This window comes from Labilithrix luteola, assembly GCF_001263205.1.
In the GTDB taxonomy this organism is placed as follows: Bacteria; Myxococcota_A; Polyangia; order Polyangiales; family Polyangiaceae; genus Labilithrix; species Labilithrix luteola.
In genome coordinates this window covers 4,804,194-4,819,563 of sequence record NZ_CP012333.1, presented here as the reverse complement: position 1 = coordinate 4,819,563, position 15,370 = coordinate 4,804,194, and the positions used below count along the sequence as shown (strand labels likewise).

Below are 15,370 nucleotides of genomic sequence, written 5' to 3'. Positions count from 1 at the left end.
GCGTTACCTCAGCTTCAGGCTCGCGAGGCTCACGAGCGCGAGCAAAATGGAGATGATCCAGAACCGAACGATGATCTTCGGCTCTGGCCACCCTTTCTTTTCGTAGTGATGGTGGATGGGCGCCATCAAGAAGATGCGCTTACCCGTCAGGCGGAACGAGACCACCTGCGTGACGACCGAAAGGCCCTCGAGGAAGAAGATGCCGCCGAGGATGATCGAGAGCAGCTCGTTCTTCGTGAACACGGCGCACATCCCGAGACCGCCGCCGAGAGCGAGCGCGCCCACGTCGCCCATGAACACCTGCGCGGGGTACGTGTTGTACCAGAGGAAGCCGATGCCGGCGCCGACCATGGCCCCGCAGAAGATCGCGAGCTCACCGGCGCTCGCGATGAACGGGATGTCGAGATACTTCGCGACGACGAAGCGCTGAGCCACGTTCGCGATACCGAAGGTGGCGCCGCAGAGATAGGCCCAGATGAGATACGTGCCGGCGTTGAAGATGACCGGGCCGATGGCGAGACCGTCGAGGCCATCGGTGAAGTTCACCGCGTTCGACATGCAGACGACGGTGATGACCGCGAAGACCACGTAGAGCCACGTGGGCAGCGAGATCGGGTGCTTCGCGAACGCCACGAAAGGAATCGCGACGCGATCTTTGATCTCCCAGAAGTCCGGGGGAAGACGATCCTTCGACGTGAAGAGCCAGGTGAGGATCGCAGCCGCGACGAGAAACTGGCCGAGCAGCTTGAAGCGCGCGGGCAGTCCCTTCGAGTTCTTCATCCGGATCTTCAGGTAGTCGTCGAGATACCCGATGACACCGTAGCCGGCAGTGACCGCCGTGGCCGCGAGGACGAAGGGATTGCGGAGGTCCGCCCAGAGGATCGTCGAGCCGAGCACCGCGAGCAGGAGGAGCGCGCCGCCCATCGTGGGGGTGCCGCGCTTCTTGATGTGGCCCTCGGGGATGTTCCCGACGTCACGCACCACCTGACCGATCTGCTTCTTCTGCAGCTCGCGGATGAACCACGGCGAGAGGAGGAAGCAGATCAGCATCGACGTGATCGTCGCGGCGATGATGCGGAACGGTACGTAGCGGAGGACGTTGAGCCATCCCAACCAGCTCACCGAGTGACGCAGCGGGTAGAGAAGCTCGTAGATCATCGGGAAGGTCCTCGGTGAAGGCCTCCGGGGGCCTCACCTTCCGACGACGATGCAGATTTTGGAGAAAACGGCAAAACTTCCGACAAAACCGCGACCACCTTTTCGGCCCCTACACTACGGGACCCTTTGACCAGAACTGCGTCACCAGGCAGGACGCGTGACATGGATTCCCGCGCGGCTTCCGCGGTGGACGAGGCCGATACGACCTCCACACCGCGTGCCGCCGCGCGTTCGAGAGCCAGGGAAATCAGGCCTCCGCAGCCGATCGCGAGGTGCACACCGGCATCCGCGATGACGTCGCCGAGGGCCGCGTGTTCGGCCTCGGCCAAGGGCCCGAGCTCCTTCATTTCCCCGAGGACGGCGATCCGCCGGCGGGTGCCGGCAATCTCGACGAGCGTGGCGAGCGCCGCACGCATGCTGCCGGGGTTCGCGTTGTACGTGTCGTCGAGGACCACTGTGTCGCCGGCGAGATGCTTCACGCTGGCGCGGCCGACGAGCTGCAGGTTCGCGAGCGCCGCGTCGATGCGTTCACTCGAGAGGAGCTCGCCGCTCGCCGCTTCGATGGCTGCGAGGGCTGCGGCGAGGTCGATCGCCGCGGCTTCACCGGGCAGAGGGAGGTGGACGACGAGCTCGCGCCCTTTGCATGCAAGATGCACACGGGAACCATCGGCGCCGAGCGGCTCGCGACGCACGAGGCGGTAGGTGGCATGCTCGGCGAGGCCGAAGATCTCCTTCTGCTTCGCATGCGCGCCCTCGGCGGCGCGGATCACGAAGTCATCGTCGCCGTTGATGACGGCCACGCCCTGCTCACCGAGGGCGCGGTACACGCCGCCCTTCTCGCGCATCACGCCTTCGCGCCCGCCAACGCCTTCGGCATGCGCCACGAGCACGTTGGTGACGACGGCGACGTCGGGGCGCGCGATAGTGGCCATCGCGTCGATCTCCCCCGGCACGCTCATTCCCATTTCGAGGACGAGAAAGCGGCAATCGTCGGGGAGCGCGAGGACCACCGCCGGCATGCCGATGCGGTTGTTGAGATTGCCTGCCGTGAAGTGCGTCTTGTCGACGACCCCGAGGAGCGCCGCGGTGAGCTCTTTGGTGGTGGTCTTGCCGGCGCTGCCGGTGATCGCCACGATGCGGCGCCGCGCATCGGCCGTACGCCACCCTTCGACGCGGGCCCGTGCGAGATCACCCCAGGCCGCGAGCGTGTCGTCGACCTCGACGACCGCGCATGAAAAACGTGCATCTTGCACGTCGATTCCGCCGCGCTCCACCACGAGAAGCGCAGCGCCACGCTCCACGGCACCGGCCGCGAAGGCGTGCCCGTCGTGCGACGCACCTCGCAACGCGACGAAGGCACCGCCCGGCACCACCGCACGGCTGTCGGTGGTCACCGAGACGACTTCACGCTTGCTGCCCGACTTCGCGAGCACGCCCTTGGTCGCCCGAACGACGTCGTCGATCGAGAAGCGGGCCGTGTTCGCGGGTATCGGGGTTGCCATCGCTACGCGATCCCTTTTGGTGCGCGACGCGCTGCAAGCGCCTCGCGGGAGACGGCGCGATCGTCGAAGGGTCGCTTTGTGGTGCCGATGATCTGGTAGTCCTCGTGGCCCTTGCCGGCGACGAGGACGATGTCACGCGGGCGAGCACCGAGCACGGCAAGCTCGATGGCCTTCTTGCGATCGAGCTCGACGAGGTAGCCGCGCGATGCGGTCGCGAGATCGGCCGCCTCGAGCTTGGTCATCCCCTGCTCACGTACGCCTTCTTCGACCGGCACCGCGATGGCCTCGGGCGACTCGGTTCGCGGGTTGTCGCTCGTGACAATCGCGATGTGCGCGCCCGCCCCGACGGCCTCGCCCATGGGCCTTCGCTTCTTCGGATCGCGGTCGCCGCCGCAACCGAAGACGCAGATCAAACGAGCGCCCGGCTCGGGGCGTAGGCCGGCGAGGACGTTCACGAGCGCATCGGGCGTGTGCGCGTAGTCGACGAGAACGGCAATGTCGTCGTCGGGACCGTCGCAGCGTTCGAGCCGGCCTGGCGGCCCGCCTTCGTTCGCAAGGGCGGCGGCGGCGCGATCGACGTCGAGCTCGAGGGCCGCCACGATGCCGAGCGCGACGAGGATGTTCTCCACGTTGTGCGCGCCCATGAGCCTTGTTTTCAGGTCGATCGTGCGACCGAGCACGCGCGCGACGAGATGCGTACCCGACGGCGTGGGCTCGGCGCTGATCGCCGCGATGTCCGCGGTCTCCGCCTCGGGCGCGCCCGGACGGACGGCGACACGGAACACCTTGCAGCGCGCAGTAGCGGCGATACGCGCGCCGAACGGATCGCTCACGTTCACGACGGCGAGGCCGGGCCCCATCGTCGTGAAGAGCTCCATCTTGGCCGCCGCGTAGGCGTCCATCGAGCCGTGGAAGTCGAGATGGTCCTGCGTGAGGTTCGTGAACGCGGCCACGCGGAAGCGCACCGCCTTCACGCGCTGCAGAACGAGCGCGATGGACGAGACCTCCATCGCCACGTGCGTGGCCCCGCGCTTCTTCATGATCGCGAGGACGCGCGCGAGCTCGTCGGACTCGGGCGTGGTGTGCGCCGCCGGAATGACCTGCCCTGCGTACTTGTGGCCGACGGTTCCGACGACGCCGCAGAAGGGTCCGCCGAGCGCACCGTCGATCGCGGTCTGCACGAGATGCGTGGTGGTGGTCTTGCCGTTCGTTCCGGTCACGCCGACGACGTCGAGCGAGAACGCTGGGTGGCCGTAGACGGCGGCCGCCGCATAGGCCATCGCCACCGCGAGATCGTCGACTTCGATCGACGGACACGGCCACGCCTGCTCGGAGCCGGCCTTGTCGACGAGCAGGGCCACCGCGCCACGCGCCATGGCATCGGGAACGAAAGCGCGGCCATCGAACTTCTCGCCGCGACGCACGACGAAGAGGTCGCCCGGTAGAACGCGACGCGAATCGTGCTGGACGCCGAAGACGCGAACGCTGCCGTCACCGTGAAGGACGGCGGAGGGGAGCTCGCGGGCGAGATCGGCGAGCGTGAGACCGTCCGAGGTGCGTGCCTCGAGGAGCTGGCTGTCCGGGCTGCGCTCGTCGGTCATGATGCGGGCTCGAACACTAGCCGCACGTTCGAGCCCTTCGGGACGGCGGATCCGGCGTTCGGCACCTGCTTGACGAGACGACCCGTGCCTTCGACCTGCGGCACGAGCCCTGCGCCACCGATCATGCGAATGGCATCACGCGCGCCCAGTCCCATCGCGTCGGGAACGCGAACGGCATTGGGTGGCGGAGGACCGAATTCGATGGGCGGCGTTGCACGCGGAGGAGGCGCGTTCGAGCCTGCAGGCGCGTCCACCTTCATGGCGGCAAGCATCGCATCGGCAGGATCTTCGGCGCGGTTCACGGTTTTGATCTTCGGTGCGTTGTTGGCGGGAGGAACCCCCAGATACCGCAGACTCGCCTCCGCGACACGCCGGAACACCGGCCCCGCTAGGTCGCCTCCGTACCGCCCGATCATCGGTTCGTCGAGCACTACCGCAATGACGAGACGCGGTTTTTCCGCCGGGACGAAGCCCACGAACGACGCTGTGTACTTGTCCTGGGAGTACTTGCCGGTCGTCGAATCGACCTTCTGGGCGGTCGCCGTTTTTCCAGCCACGCGGAATCCACTCATCGCAGCTTCGACGCCCGTGCCGCCTTCTTCCACGACGGCTGTGAGCATTTCCGCGACGGTTTTCGCGACCCCCGCAGGCACGGCCTCACGACGAACGTGCGTGCTCCACTCCTTCAAGACGTTGCCGCGCGAGTCGGTGATCTTGCGCACCAAGATCGGTTCCATCACCTTGCCGCCATTGGCGATGGCGGACATGGCGACCGCGAGCTGGACCGTGGTCACGCTGACGCCCTGACCGAACGAGGCGTTCGCAGTCTCGACGTCGTACCAAGCGCGGCCACGAGGACGAAGAACGCCCGAGGCCTCGCCCGGGAGCGGAAGCCCCGTCGGCTCGCCGAATCCGAAACGACGGTAGGCCGCGTAGAGCGCGGGTTCGCCCAGCGCGAGCCCGATCTTCAGCGCACCGATGTTCGAGCTCTTGGCGAGCACGGCCGTCGGCGACAGCAAGTCGTTCTGGTGCGTGTCGTGGATGGTGACGTTGGCGAGCTGGTAGGTGCCGTGCTCGCAGTTGATGATGTCGTTCGGCTTGAGCGTTCCGCCCGCAAGCGCGGCCGCGACCGTAAACACCTTCATGACCGAGCCCGGCTCGAACCGGTCGGTCACCGCGCGATCACGTCGCGCATCGACATCGCTGTCGGCGTAGTCGTTCGGGTTGTAGCCAGGGACCGAGGCGAGCGCGAGGATGTCGCCCGTGTGCGGATCCATGACGACGAGCGACGCGCCCTTCGTCTCGTACGTGCGCTGCGCGACACCGAGCTCGCGTTCGACGACGTGCTGGATGCCCTGATCGAGCGACAGCGTGACGTCGTGGCCGGCGAGCGCGTCTTCGTTGTTCGTGCCCTCGGAGAAGATGAGGCGGCCGCTTCGATCGCGGAGTCCCTTCACCTCTTCGACGCGACCACGCAGCTCTTCGTCGAGCGAGAGCTCGAGTCCGTCTTTGCCGAAGCCGTCGGGTGCAACGAAGCCGAGAACCGGTCCGGCGAGCTCGCGCCCCGGATAGTAGCGACGGCCCTCGCCTTCGATGTTGAGTCCTTTGATAGCGCGCGCTTGCTTCTTCGAGTCCCCGAGGTCGCGCAGGGCCTGAGCTTCTTCGGCGGAGATGCGCCGCTTCAGCCAGATGAAACGTCGCTTGCTCGCGAGCTTCGTGTGCAGCTCGGTCGGATCGAGTCCGAGCACAGCGGCGATGCGCGGAGCGAACTCGGTGAGCGCGGCGTCACGCGCGGCCGGCTGCTCGATGCCACGGAGCATCTCGACGACGTCGGCGCTGACACTCGGCACCTCGACGCTCGCGGCGAGCGAAGCTCCGTTGCGGTCGTAGATGGCGCCGCGCTTCGGTTCGATGTGGAGGCGTCGCTGACGCTGATTTTCAGCGGTTTCCTTCCACGATGCGCCGTCTTCGACTTGCACGCGAAAGGCGCTCGAGACGAAGCCGCCGAGACCGAGTGCCATCGTCCCGCAGAGGAGTCCCATGCGGAAGCGAATCCACCTGGCGCGCGCGGGATCGAGATTCTTCACGGACGCTCCTCAGGGAGGGCCGGATTCGCCGGTCGTCGGCGTCGGCTTCGGGGTCGGAGCTTGGGATGCCTGCTTGTCGGAAGCGGCGGAGTCGGACGCGCGGGACGTGGTCGAAACGATGCGCTCGGGACCGGGCGGCTCCATGCCGAGCAGCGAGCGGGCGACGATCTCGACGCGCTCCGGCGTCTTGTAGCTGGCCGACTCGAGCTCGAGGACGCGCTTCACTTCGCGAAGGCGCGCTTGCTCGTTGCGAGCCTTGCCGAGCTCGTAGCCGAGAGCCACGGTGCGCCCGCGCATGGCAAGATGCACGCAATAGGCCGAGACCGTGGCCACGACGGCGAGCGTCCAGTTGAAGAGGAAGATGCGCGCACGACGCGTGTTCACGGGTCGCCGCCTTCGTCGTCGATCTCCATGCTCGGTGGCGGGAGCGACACGTCACCGCTCGGCGGAGGCAGCGAGTTTCCGGGGGGCAGGATGGTGCTGCCGCCGCGACGACGCGCCGAACGGAGCTTCGCGCTCCGCGAACGCGGATTGGCGGCGCCCTCTTCGTCGCCCGCAACGAGCGGCTTCTTGGTGAGCACCTGCCAGACCGCGCGATCGTGGAAAGCACGCTTCACGAGGCGATCTTCGAGCGAGTGGAAGCTGATGATGGCCGCCACGCCGCCCGGTTCGATGATGCTGGGAAGCGCTGCGAGGAGCGACTCGAGCTCTTCGAGCTCACGGTTCACCGCGATGCGGAGCGCCTGGAACGTGCGCGTGGCGGGATCGACGCCGCCGACGCGAACGGGGCCGACGGCGCGCACGATGGCGCGACGAAGGTCGAGCGTGGTCTCGAGCTGGTTGTCGGCGAGCGCGCGCTTGATGCTTCGCGCGATGCGGCGTGAGCGGCGCTCCTCGCCGTAGTGGTAGAGCGCGTCGGCGAGCTGATCGTCGGAGAGGCGCGCGATGAGCTCGATCGCCGTCTCCCCTTCGCTCGCGTCCATGCGCATGTCGATGGGACCTTCGCGACGGAAGCTCATGCCGCGATCGGCGTCGTCGAGCTGCGGAGAGCTCACGCCGAGGTCGGCACAAAGGCCGGTCACGGTCGTGATGCCGAGCCCCTGGAGCGCCTTCAGCACGTGGCCGAACGGCGTCTTGACGAAGGTGACGCGATTTCCGAAGCGAGCGAGACGGGCACGCGAGGCCTCGAGGGCGATCGAGTCACGGTCGAGGGCGACGACGCGTGCATTCGGATCGGCTTCGAGAATCGCTTCCGTGTGACCGCCACCACCGACGGTCACGTCGACAAAAACGCCCGCACGCGGTGCAAGCGCTTCGATCACCTCGGTCTTCATCACCGTGGCGTGAACGAAGTCGGCCACGTCCGCCTCCTCTCCAGTCTCTTCTGTCCAGACCCACTCGGCAGCCGGCTCGGTTACCACGCCGGGCAACGCGAGCTGGCCATCCTGTGAGCCAAGCGGGAATCGGGCCTGACTCATAGGCCGAGCTCCGCAAGGCGAGACGCGATCTGGCCGCGTTCGTCATCTGTGGTTTCGAAGTTCGCCTTCCAGGCCTGAACGTCCCAGAGTTCGGCGTACTTCCCGCTCCCCGCCCAGAGCACGTCCTTCTTCAAAGCGGCGTGGTCCCGGAGCGTCGGCGGGACGAGAATGCGTCCCGAATCGTCGACGTCACATTCGACCGCGCCCGACACGTAAATGCGCTTCAGCTTCTGCACGGCACGGTCGAACTGAGGGAGCTTGGCGAGCCGCTCTTCGAACGCGTTCCACTCCGGCGCCGTGTAGGCGACGAGGCAGGGGTCGAGCGCGCTCGTGAGGATGATGCGTCGCTCGCCGATCGACGAGAGCACGTCGCGATAGCGCGCAGGGAGGCTTGTCCGCCCCTTGGCGTCGATCGTGTGCTCGTAGCGACCGCGAAACATCGGCGACGCGCCCTTGCCAGGTGGGGGGCCCTTGGGCGTTCATGCCGTTGCTTGGCACTTTCCGCCACTTCTTCCCACCTAGAAGCCGCAAGGTATTTTGGCTGTGGGGGGGCGTCAATAATTTACATGGCGACGAAGGGGCATGCCGCCCCACAAGTTATCCACAGCACGCCTGTGGATCGACTTCTCGGAGACGAGATCGTTCGCGCGTTCGCGGTGATCCGTGACGCCGACTCGGTGGCAAGTCCACGTGCCGGGGGACGTCACCCCCATGCTTGGAGCGCCATCACTTATTGAAGTGAGCCAGCGCTCGACGCGTCTCGGTCACTGCCCGACGTTCGCGACGTCCCTCGCCCGGTGGCAGACGTTCCCGTGCATGCCCCCAGCCCGCCGGCTCGTGGCGCTTCCTCCATCGCAGCTTGGGCGGGCGCCTCGACGTCGGCGGTGACTCCCACGCGGCTAGGCAAAGCCGCGCGCGCACGGCATCGACGATGCGATGCGCTCGGCGAGCTTTGTCCGCTCGTTCGTCTGCGGTCGCCGGACCTCCGGCGAGGATCGTCATCGTGTCGGTGGGGCCGCGATCGACTTCGCCGATTCGCTGCGAATCAGAAACGACGACAGGCCGAAGGTGAGCGTCCGGTGCCGAGGTCATTTTGCGAGGCGACCGTGAGCGCGAGCGAACCATCGACGCGTGCGATTTCTTATGCAGATCGCGTAGCTCATCGTGTCCACGGAGGGGCGAGCCGAGCAACTGGGCGGACCGGGATGGTCCCGTTGATGCAGCCCGTCTACCGGGAGCACTGAAATTCTCCATGAGCGCGGCCGTGATCGTGACGGAAGACGTCATGTCCCCATCTGGTGTGTCCGAAAAAACCTCAACCCAGCCACGTGTCGTGCTCGTCACGACGAACCCCGATCTCGTCCGGGAGGTGACGGAACGGCTCGCGTCGCACGACGCGGTCATCGCCGTCGCGGAGCGCCCCGAGGACGCTCGCGACAAGCTCGCCAGCAGCGAGTACGTAGCGAAGGTCCTCGATCACGCGATCATGCGCCACGACGGCGTCGGATCGTGGATGTCGCTCTCGGATCTCGCGAGTGGCGATGACGTCGTTCTCGTCGGTCCCATCGGAAGCGATCCGAAACGAGCCGCCGTTCGCGTGGGTGTGTATCGACGCACGGCGCTCGAGGCCATGCTCGACGATCTCGGGCGGATCGTGGCCGAAGCCAGCGCCGACATGCTGGATTCCGAGGCCGATGCCGATTCCGACGGCGCGACGAACACTGACATCCGGCCGATCGCTCTCGACGGAGCTTTGGACGGAGCCCTCGTCGTTCCGAGCGCCGCCCTCGCCGGCGGCGCGGCCGGAACGAGCCTCCGGAGGATCGAGCGCGAGCTCATCGTCAGCACGTTCGAAAGCTGCGCCCGCAACTTGAGTCGAACGGCGCGACAACTCGACATCGCGCGCTCGACCCTACGCGACAAGCTCCGACGCTACGGCTTGCGTTGACGGGCGCCGATCAGCGCTGATCCACGCACGCCGAGGTCGATCCGCCGACCGACTCGCAGTGATAGCCGTTCGGGCAACGGTCGCCCGTTCCGCACGGCCGCGAGCAGTAGTGACCGACCTCGTCGTTCAGGCAGATCCCCGCCGCGCAATCGGAGCCCGTGTCGCAAGGACCACCAACGTCGCTCGGAGGCTTCGCCTTCGTCCCCTTCTTTGCGGGCGTCGTCTCGGGGGCTCCTGCATCCGAGTCGCCATCGTCGTGCGTGAACCCCGACGCACGCGCGAATGCTTCGTCGACGAGCCAGCTGAACGCGTCGACACGCGTATAGATGTTGTGGACGTCGCTGCCTTCGCACGAAGGGCCGCCGCGCGAAACCACACCGACGATCTCGCCCGTATCCTCGTCGATGGCCGGTCCCCCGAATCTCCCTGGCACGTAGCTTCGCCCACGGTGAACTCCGCTGGCGTCACCGAGAGCACACGAACGTGCTCGCGGACGAGCTTCATGCCGGCCGAGACTTGGTCGTCGGCCTTGCGTCCGTAGCCGACGGCGCGAACGCGATCGCCGCGGGCGGCGCCCTTGGCCCGAATCGGCAGCGGCTTCACCGTCTTGATCGGCGTATCGAGAACGACGAGCGCGATGTCTGCGTCACAGAGCGTGACGCCGGAGGGCGCGATGATCGCCTCCCCTTTCGCCACGGCGTAGGCCGACGACGCGTCGTCGCCGAGCAACACCGAGAGCGTTTTGGGGTCGCGATCGCGGAGAACCTGCGTGCCCGACGCCGGGCAAGACACTTCCTCCACCGTGCGACTCACACAATGACGAGCGGTGAGGATAATGCGCGGCGAGATGAGCGACGCGGTGCATAGCCCAGAGCCGTCGATGTCGAGCGCCACGACGGCGGGGTCTCGATTTCGATCCGGCACACCACGAACGATCTCGACTTGATCGGAACCGACGGACGCATTCGAGCCCGAACCACCGTCGGTCGCCTTCTCGACGGATGCGCGGAGATCCGTTTTCTCCGCCGACGGACTGCACCCCAAAAGGGCCAACGCTCCCACCAACCAATGGCACGCGTGACGAGTCATGGAGACCTCCTTCTGACTCGGCGCTTCAGCGAGCGACGTGCCGAGAGGCCTCTCGCGAGATCCTTCGCCTTTCTGCGCTCGGATGCTGGCCCGGCCAGTTATCGGCCTGGCCCGCGCCACCCTCCAGGCCAGTTGCCGGGCGGAGGCCGCTCACCGTCGGTGAACGCGTAGACCACGTTCGAACCGCCGACGAACGCGCCCGCCCAGGACTTACCGGTCCCGCCGAACACCTCATCCTTGTCGCCACGCGAGCGGAGACGATTCACGCCGACCTTGAAAGCGTCGAGCCGCGACGCGATCTTGGCGCCGTAGTTCGGGTCGTCCGTCGCCACCGACGCCACCAGCGCGCCGTTCGAAACGTTGGCTTCGCGCACGAGCTCCGACTCGGAGTGAGCAGCCACGAGCACGTCGACGGGACCGAACGGCTCCCGGCCGTAGAGGTCGGCCGAAGCGCGAACGCCGGTGAGGAGCACCGGCATGAAGTACGCGCTGCGGTCTTGCCCTGGCTCGAAGTCCTCGTCGAACGACGTTCCCTCGTAGAGAACCGTTGCGCCGTACTGGATCGCCGTATCGATGCGCCCCCAGAGTTCCTCGACCTTGGCGCTCGAAATGAGCGGGCCGTAGTCGATGGGATTTCCCAAGAACGGGTGCCCCACCCGCAGGCTCGACGCCGCAGTCACGTACGTCTCGATGAATCGAGGGAGAAGCGACGCCTCGACGACCCAGCGCGTGTATGCCGTGCATCGCTGCTTGCCGTAGTCGAAGCCCGCTCGAATCTGCTTTTCGAGCCCCTTCCAATCCGAAAACTCCGTGACGGCGTACGCGTTGACGCCCTCCATCTCGAGCGCATAGCGCTTGCCCGACGTCCGTAGGCGCTCGGCGACCGCCGCTCCGTTGGTACGTCCGCCCACGAAGCCAACCGCAGCGATCGCGGGGTGGCCCACCAGAGCTTCGGTCAAGTCGGGACCACGGCCTCCGACCAACGTCACCGGCAACCCCTCGCGACGAAGCAGAGCCACGGCAACGCTCAGCGAGAGGCCGCCGCCCAGCGTCGGAATCTTCGCGATGACCGCATTGCCGGCGAGCATCTGCACGAGCATGTTCGCGAGCAGCACCGAGAACGGGTAGTTCCACGATGCGAGGTTCGAGACGAGGCCGAGAGGCCGCCGACCTTCGAGCATCGGACCTGCGTTCTCGAGGTACCACGTGATGCTCGCGATGCAGCGGTCGACGTCGTTGCTCGCGGTGGGAATGGTCTTGCCGATCTCCCATGCCAAGAGGCGCACGAGCAGATCACGATGTCGAGATAGCGCCGCGACCCCGCGCGCAATCAGAGCCTCTCGCTCGTTCGAACGGCGCGAAGCCCACGCCGTGCGCTCGGACGCCGCGACGTCGACGGCTTCGGTTGCATGGTTCAGGTCGAGGCTGGGAAGCTCCGCCAGCGGAGTGCCATCGATCGGTGAAATGGTGTGGAACCATCGCGGCGGCACTCTCCACGCGTTCCCGACGGCCGACAGGACTCGACCTCCACCATCGAAGGCCTCCGGCACCGACGAGCGCGCTTGGGCCATCAGCCTCGGAAGCTCCAAGGCGGAACAACGCGTACGGACCGCCGTGACTCGAGTGGCTAGGAACGCATCGGTGTTCATGCGACGCCGCGGAACGCGTGCAACGCACGATCCAAGGCATCGAGCACGGCCTCCCGCGACGAGCCGGGCCATCGCGAGATTCGGTCGATTTGTCCCGAGGGAAAGCTTGCGGGATGGATTGGCGCGCACGCAGACCGGCCGTACGCGTGACCACGTCGCTCGGAAGTCGAACTCGAGCTCGGCTTCTGAGTCGTTCCGCCTTCCGCCCAAATCATCGACTCCGCGACGAACCTCCGATGCCCATCGCGAGTCGATCCCGCGCCTCGCTCTCCGCGGAGGGACTCGGCGAAGGGCTTGCATAACGTCGGTGGCACGCGCGTCAGGATTCGAGCGCGGGGCACCGAACAGGAGAAGTGTCCGTGTTGGGTAATCATGTCTTCCGGGCTAGCGTCGCGGCGTGTTTGGGACTGCTCGTTGCGACCTCTGCGTGCTCGTTGGCGAGCGACCACGATCGGGGCACGAGCACGTCGCCGACATGCCCGAGCGCAGCGTCGTGCAGCGAATGCAACGGTGACGCGTGCTCGGGAGCGAACGGCGGCATCGCGGGAGCGACCGGCGGTAGCTCGGGCAAGAACAGCTCGGGAGGGACGAGCGAGAACGGCCCCGAAGCGAGCGACGGGATCAAGGACGGCAGCGAGACCGACGTCGACTGCGGCGGCACCGCCGCTCCGAAATGCGCCGAAGGCAAGGCCTGTCTCGTCGACGACGACTGTGAGGTCGCGTGCGGTCATGCCAAGAGGTGCGTCTCTGCTCCGAGCTGTACGATTCAGCTCGGCGGCGACACGTGCGGGATCGGCGAACTTGGGTCCGCCGGCGTCCAGCACGAGAGCTGCTGCCGCCCCCTCCCCGTCTCGGGCTACGCGGATCCCGCGCATCCCGGCAAAACGGTCTACGTCGACAAGTACGAGATCACGGCGGGGCGCATTCGCAACTGGGTCGCGCGCCTGGCCACGGAGCGCGCCGGCAAGCCGGACGTGGCGGGTTGGATCAAGGACCACACGCCGGTCGTCTGGGATCATGCGTGGGACAAGTTCCTGCCCTCGAGCACCGAGGGGCCCTCCGTCGTCATCGCGCGGCGTCTGCTCGGCGATCCGCGCCCCGAGGACAATGGGGAATCAGGCCCGCCCGGCCCCGGCGTGATTCTGCCCCCCTGCGACGGACGAGCCGCGCAACCTAGGGACGAACTACCAATTCGGCTCGTCGATCTACGTCGACCTCCACGGTAACGACTGCGGGATCTTCACGGGTTCGTACGGATTCTCGACCTATTGGTATTCGCCGGACATCCTCGCACGCGACGGTCAACAACCGCGCGGGGACGGCGTGGGTTACGCGGGCGAGACGATCCGGGCGCAGGACGCCCTCGACGTCAAATCGGTGAACTGCATCACGAACGCGATGCTCGCGGCGTTCTGCGCGTGGGATGGCGGTCAGCTCGTGACCGACGAAGTCCTCGACTACATCACCGCGTCGCCCGCGTCGCTCGGGAATGTCTCCGGCTGCGGAACGCAGCACGACAATCACGGAAACCTGCTGGGCAACAACATGTCGGGAACCGTGCAGACCGGCGGTCGCTGTCCGAACCTCATCGACATCAACGCAACGTTCGACGCCGGCGACGCTCTCCCAGTCCCGAATTCACCCCTCAACGTGCACAACTACCATTATCCGGATCTCGGCAATTCGACGGCCGACAAGTCTTGGGTGGTCTCGGCGCCCGGACGCGTGAGCCTCGCGACGACGAAGCAAACCGACCTCGTCCGCCTCAATCCCGATGACGAGCCGTGGGTCGATCTCGCGGGCAACCTGAGCGAGGCCGCGCTCGACATGAACAACGGCGCGTTCAAGGGCCTGTTTGCGATGAAGTATCGCGGCATCGGCTACGGTAGCGCGCGCTCGGATCTCAACACGACTCTCATCAAAGGGGAGACCGTCCTTCGAATCCAACGCCCCGAAGCCAAAGGCGCGTACACCGGCGGCCGCTGCATGCGCTTCAAGTGAGCCGCGACGAGCCGCGACGAGATCGGACGGCCGGAACGCGGGCAACGCGCGCTCCGGCCCCGTAAGCGCGCCGTCTACCGCTTGAGAAGCTTGAACGCGTGCGTCCACTGGTTGTTTCGCAACCCGGGGATGCACCACAGCATGCAGAGCGGTTCGATCGCGCGTGCGGCCTCGATCGCTCCCATGTCTTCCGCCTCCCAACCGAAGGTGGTCAGGATGCGCGCGGTCTCGGCCTTGGCCGCTTCGTCGTTTCCGCAGATGAACATCGACGGCTTCTGGCCGCCGAAGTCGGGATTGACCATGCTGACGTTCCCGACGCTCGAGAAGGCCTTCACGAACTTCGCGGCAGGCGCTCGCTTCTGGAGCTTCTCCATGAGCGACTCTCGGAAGTCCGTGAAGAACGACAGCACTCCGTTCTGCGGCGGCACATCCATGATGGGATTCGTCGCGTCGATGACGAGCTTGCCCGCGAGGTTCTGAGCACCGGCCCCATCGACTGCCTTCTCGGCTGCCGTGCCCTTGACGGCGAGGACCACGATATCCCCGAAACGCGCGGTCTCTTCGAAGGTGCCGATGCGAGCCTTGGCGCCCGCCTTCTTCTTCCAGTCTTCGAGCTTCGCGGCTTCGCGCGAGCCGCGCATCACCTCGTAACCGTGCTTCAAGAACCCATTCGCGAGGGTTTCACCGACGACCCCCGAACCGATGACTCCGATCTTCGCCTTGGCTTCCATGCACACTCTTCTCTCATAGGCACTCGGCGGACGAAACCCGCGCGGTTCAGGACGCGCTGCCGCACTCGCCGCTCCCATCGCGAGATTTCAGCGTGTCGATCGCGAACAACGCCACGCGATCGGGCA

The 15,370-nt window shown here is 66.5% G+C and carries 13 protein-coding genes and 1 pseudogene; 3 read left to right on the top strand and 11 right to left on the bottom strand.

Translation table 11 applies throughout. The features are described 5' to 3' along the window. Positions 1-3: 3 nt before the first annotated feature. From mraY to mraZ, 7 genes are read right to left on the bottom strand one after another with little or no spacing between them, the layout of a single operon-like run. Positions 4-1,158 carry a phospho-N-acetylmuramoyl-pentapeptide-transferase gene (mraY, locus tag AKJ09_RS21435; RefSeq protein ID WP_146649069.1) on the bottom strand — a complete coding sequence of 385 codons (1,155 nt, stop codon included), beginning with the start codon at positions 1,156-1,158 and terminating at the stop codon, positions 4-6. Next, positions 1,155-2,660: a UDP-N-acetylmuramoyl-tripeptide--D-alanyl-D-alanine ligase gene (locus AKJ09_RS21430; protein ID WP_146649068.1), complete on the bottom strand. Its 1,506-nt coding sequence runs from the start codon at positions 2,658-2,660 to the stop codon at positions 1,155-1,157. The genes mraY and AKJ09_RS21430 overlap by 4 nt, the downstream gene beginning before the upstream one ends. A 2-nt stretch (positions 2,661-2,662) precedes the next feature. Beyond that, on the bottom strand, positions 2,663-4,261 hold the full coding sequence (locus AKJ09_RS21425; protein WP_146649067.1) for a UDP-N-acetylmuramoyl-L-alanyl-D-glutamate--2,6-diaminopimelate ligase: 1,599 nt from the start codon (positions 4,259-4,261) through the stop codon (positions 2,663-2,665). Continuing rightward, positions 4,258-6,348, bottom strand: coding sequence for a penicillin-binding protein (locus AKJ09_RS21420; RefSeq protein ID WP_146649066.1), 2,091 nt, complete (start codon positions 6,346-6,348; stop codon positions 4,258-4,260). Before AKJ09_RS21420 ends, AKJ09_RS21425 begins: the two co-directional genes overlap by 4 nt. A gap of 9 nt (positions 6,349-6,357) precedes the next feature. After that, complete coding sequence (locus AKJ09_RS21415) at positions 6,358-6,732, bottom strand: FtsB/FtsL family cell division protein (protein WP_240488546.1); 375 nt, start codon at positions 6,730-6,732, stop codon at positions 6,358-6,360. Further along, on the bottom strand, positions 6,729-7,826 hold the full coding sequence (gene rsmH, locus AKJ09_RS21410; RefSeq protein WP_146649065.1) for a 16S rRNA (cytosine(1402)-N(4))-methyltransferase RsmH: 1,098 nt from the start codon (positions 7,824-7,826) through the stop codon (positions 6,729-6,731). Before rsmH ends, AKJ09_RS21415 begins: the two co-directional genes overlap by 4 nt. After that, a complete protein-coding gene (mraZ, locus tag AKJ09_RS21405) occupies positions 7,823-8,266 on the bottom strand; it encodes a division/cell wall cluster transcriptional repressor MraZ (RefSeq protein WP_146649064.1) in 444 nt (147 codons plus the stop codon). The genes rsmH and mraZ overlap by 4 nt, the downstream gene beginning before the upstream one ends. Before the next feature lie 812 nt (positions 8,267-9,078). Between mraZ and AKJ09_RS21400 the strand changes: the two genes are divergently transcribed. Then, complete coding sequence (locus AKJ09_RS21400) at positions 9,079-9,774, top strand: helix-turn-helix domain-containing protein (protein WP_146649063.1); 696 nt, start codon at positions 9,079-9,081, stop codon at positions 9,772-9,774. Positions 9,775-9,784: 10 nt separating this feature from the next. Here AKJ09_RS21400 and AKJ09_RS54935 read toward each other — a convergent pair whose 3' ends face one another. From AKJ09_RS54935 to AKJ09_RS21390, 3 genes and pseudogenes are all read right to left on the bottom strand, one after another. Further along, positions 9,785-10,207: a hypothetical protein gene (locus AKJ09_RS54935; RefSeq protein ID WP_240488545.1), complete on the bottom strand. Its 423-nt coding sequence runs from the start codon at positions 10,205-10,207 to the stop codon at positions 9,785-9,787. A 41-nt stretch (positions 10,208-10,248) separates the two neighbouring features. Next, positions 10,249-10,863: pseudogene (locus tag AKJ09_RS56195) on the bottom strand (trypsin-like serine protease); the annotation flags it as partial. Positions 10,864-10,961: 98 nt separating this feature from the next. Further along, a complete protein-coding gene (locus tag AKJ09_RS21390; RefSeq protein ID WP_240488544.1) occupies positions 10,962-12,434 on the bottom strand; it encodes an aldehyde dehydrogenase family protein in 1,473 nt (490 codons plus the stop codon). 437 nt (positions 12,435-12,871) lie between these two features. Between AKJ09_RS21390 and AKJ09_RS21385 the strand changes: the two genes are divergently transcribed. Both AKJ09_RS21385 and AKJ09_RS21380 read left to right on the top strand, forming a co-directional pair. After that, entirely contained in the window at positions 12,872-13,738 is an 867-nt protein-coding gene (locus AKJ09_RS21385) for a hypothetical protein (protein WP_169927723.1), read from the top strand. A 97-nt stretch (positions 13,739-13,835) separates the two neighbouring features. Beyond that, the gene (locus AKJ09_RS21380) at positions 13,836-14,513 is read left to right on the top strand and encodes a hypothetical protein (protein WP_146649059.1); all 678 of its coding nucleotides are present in this window, start codon (positions 13,836-13,838) and stop codon (positions 14,511-14,513) included. A 74-nt stretch (positions 14,514-14,587) separates the two neighbouring features. Here the strand turns inward: AKJ09_RS21380 and AKJ09_RS21375 are convergent, their stop codons facing one another. Further along, positions 14,588-15,244, bottom strand: a complete 657-nt coding sequence (locus AKJ09_RS21375) for an NADPH-dependent F420 reductase (RefSeq protein ID WP_146649058.1) — start codon at positions 15,242-15,244, stop codon at positions 14,588-14,590. Between the last annotated feature and the right edge of the window lie 126 nt (positions 15,245-15,370).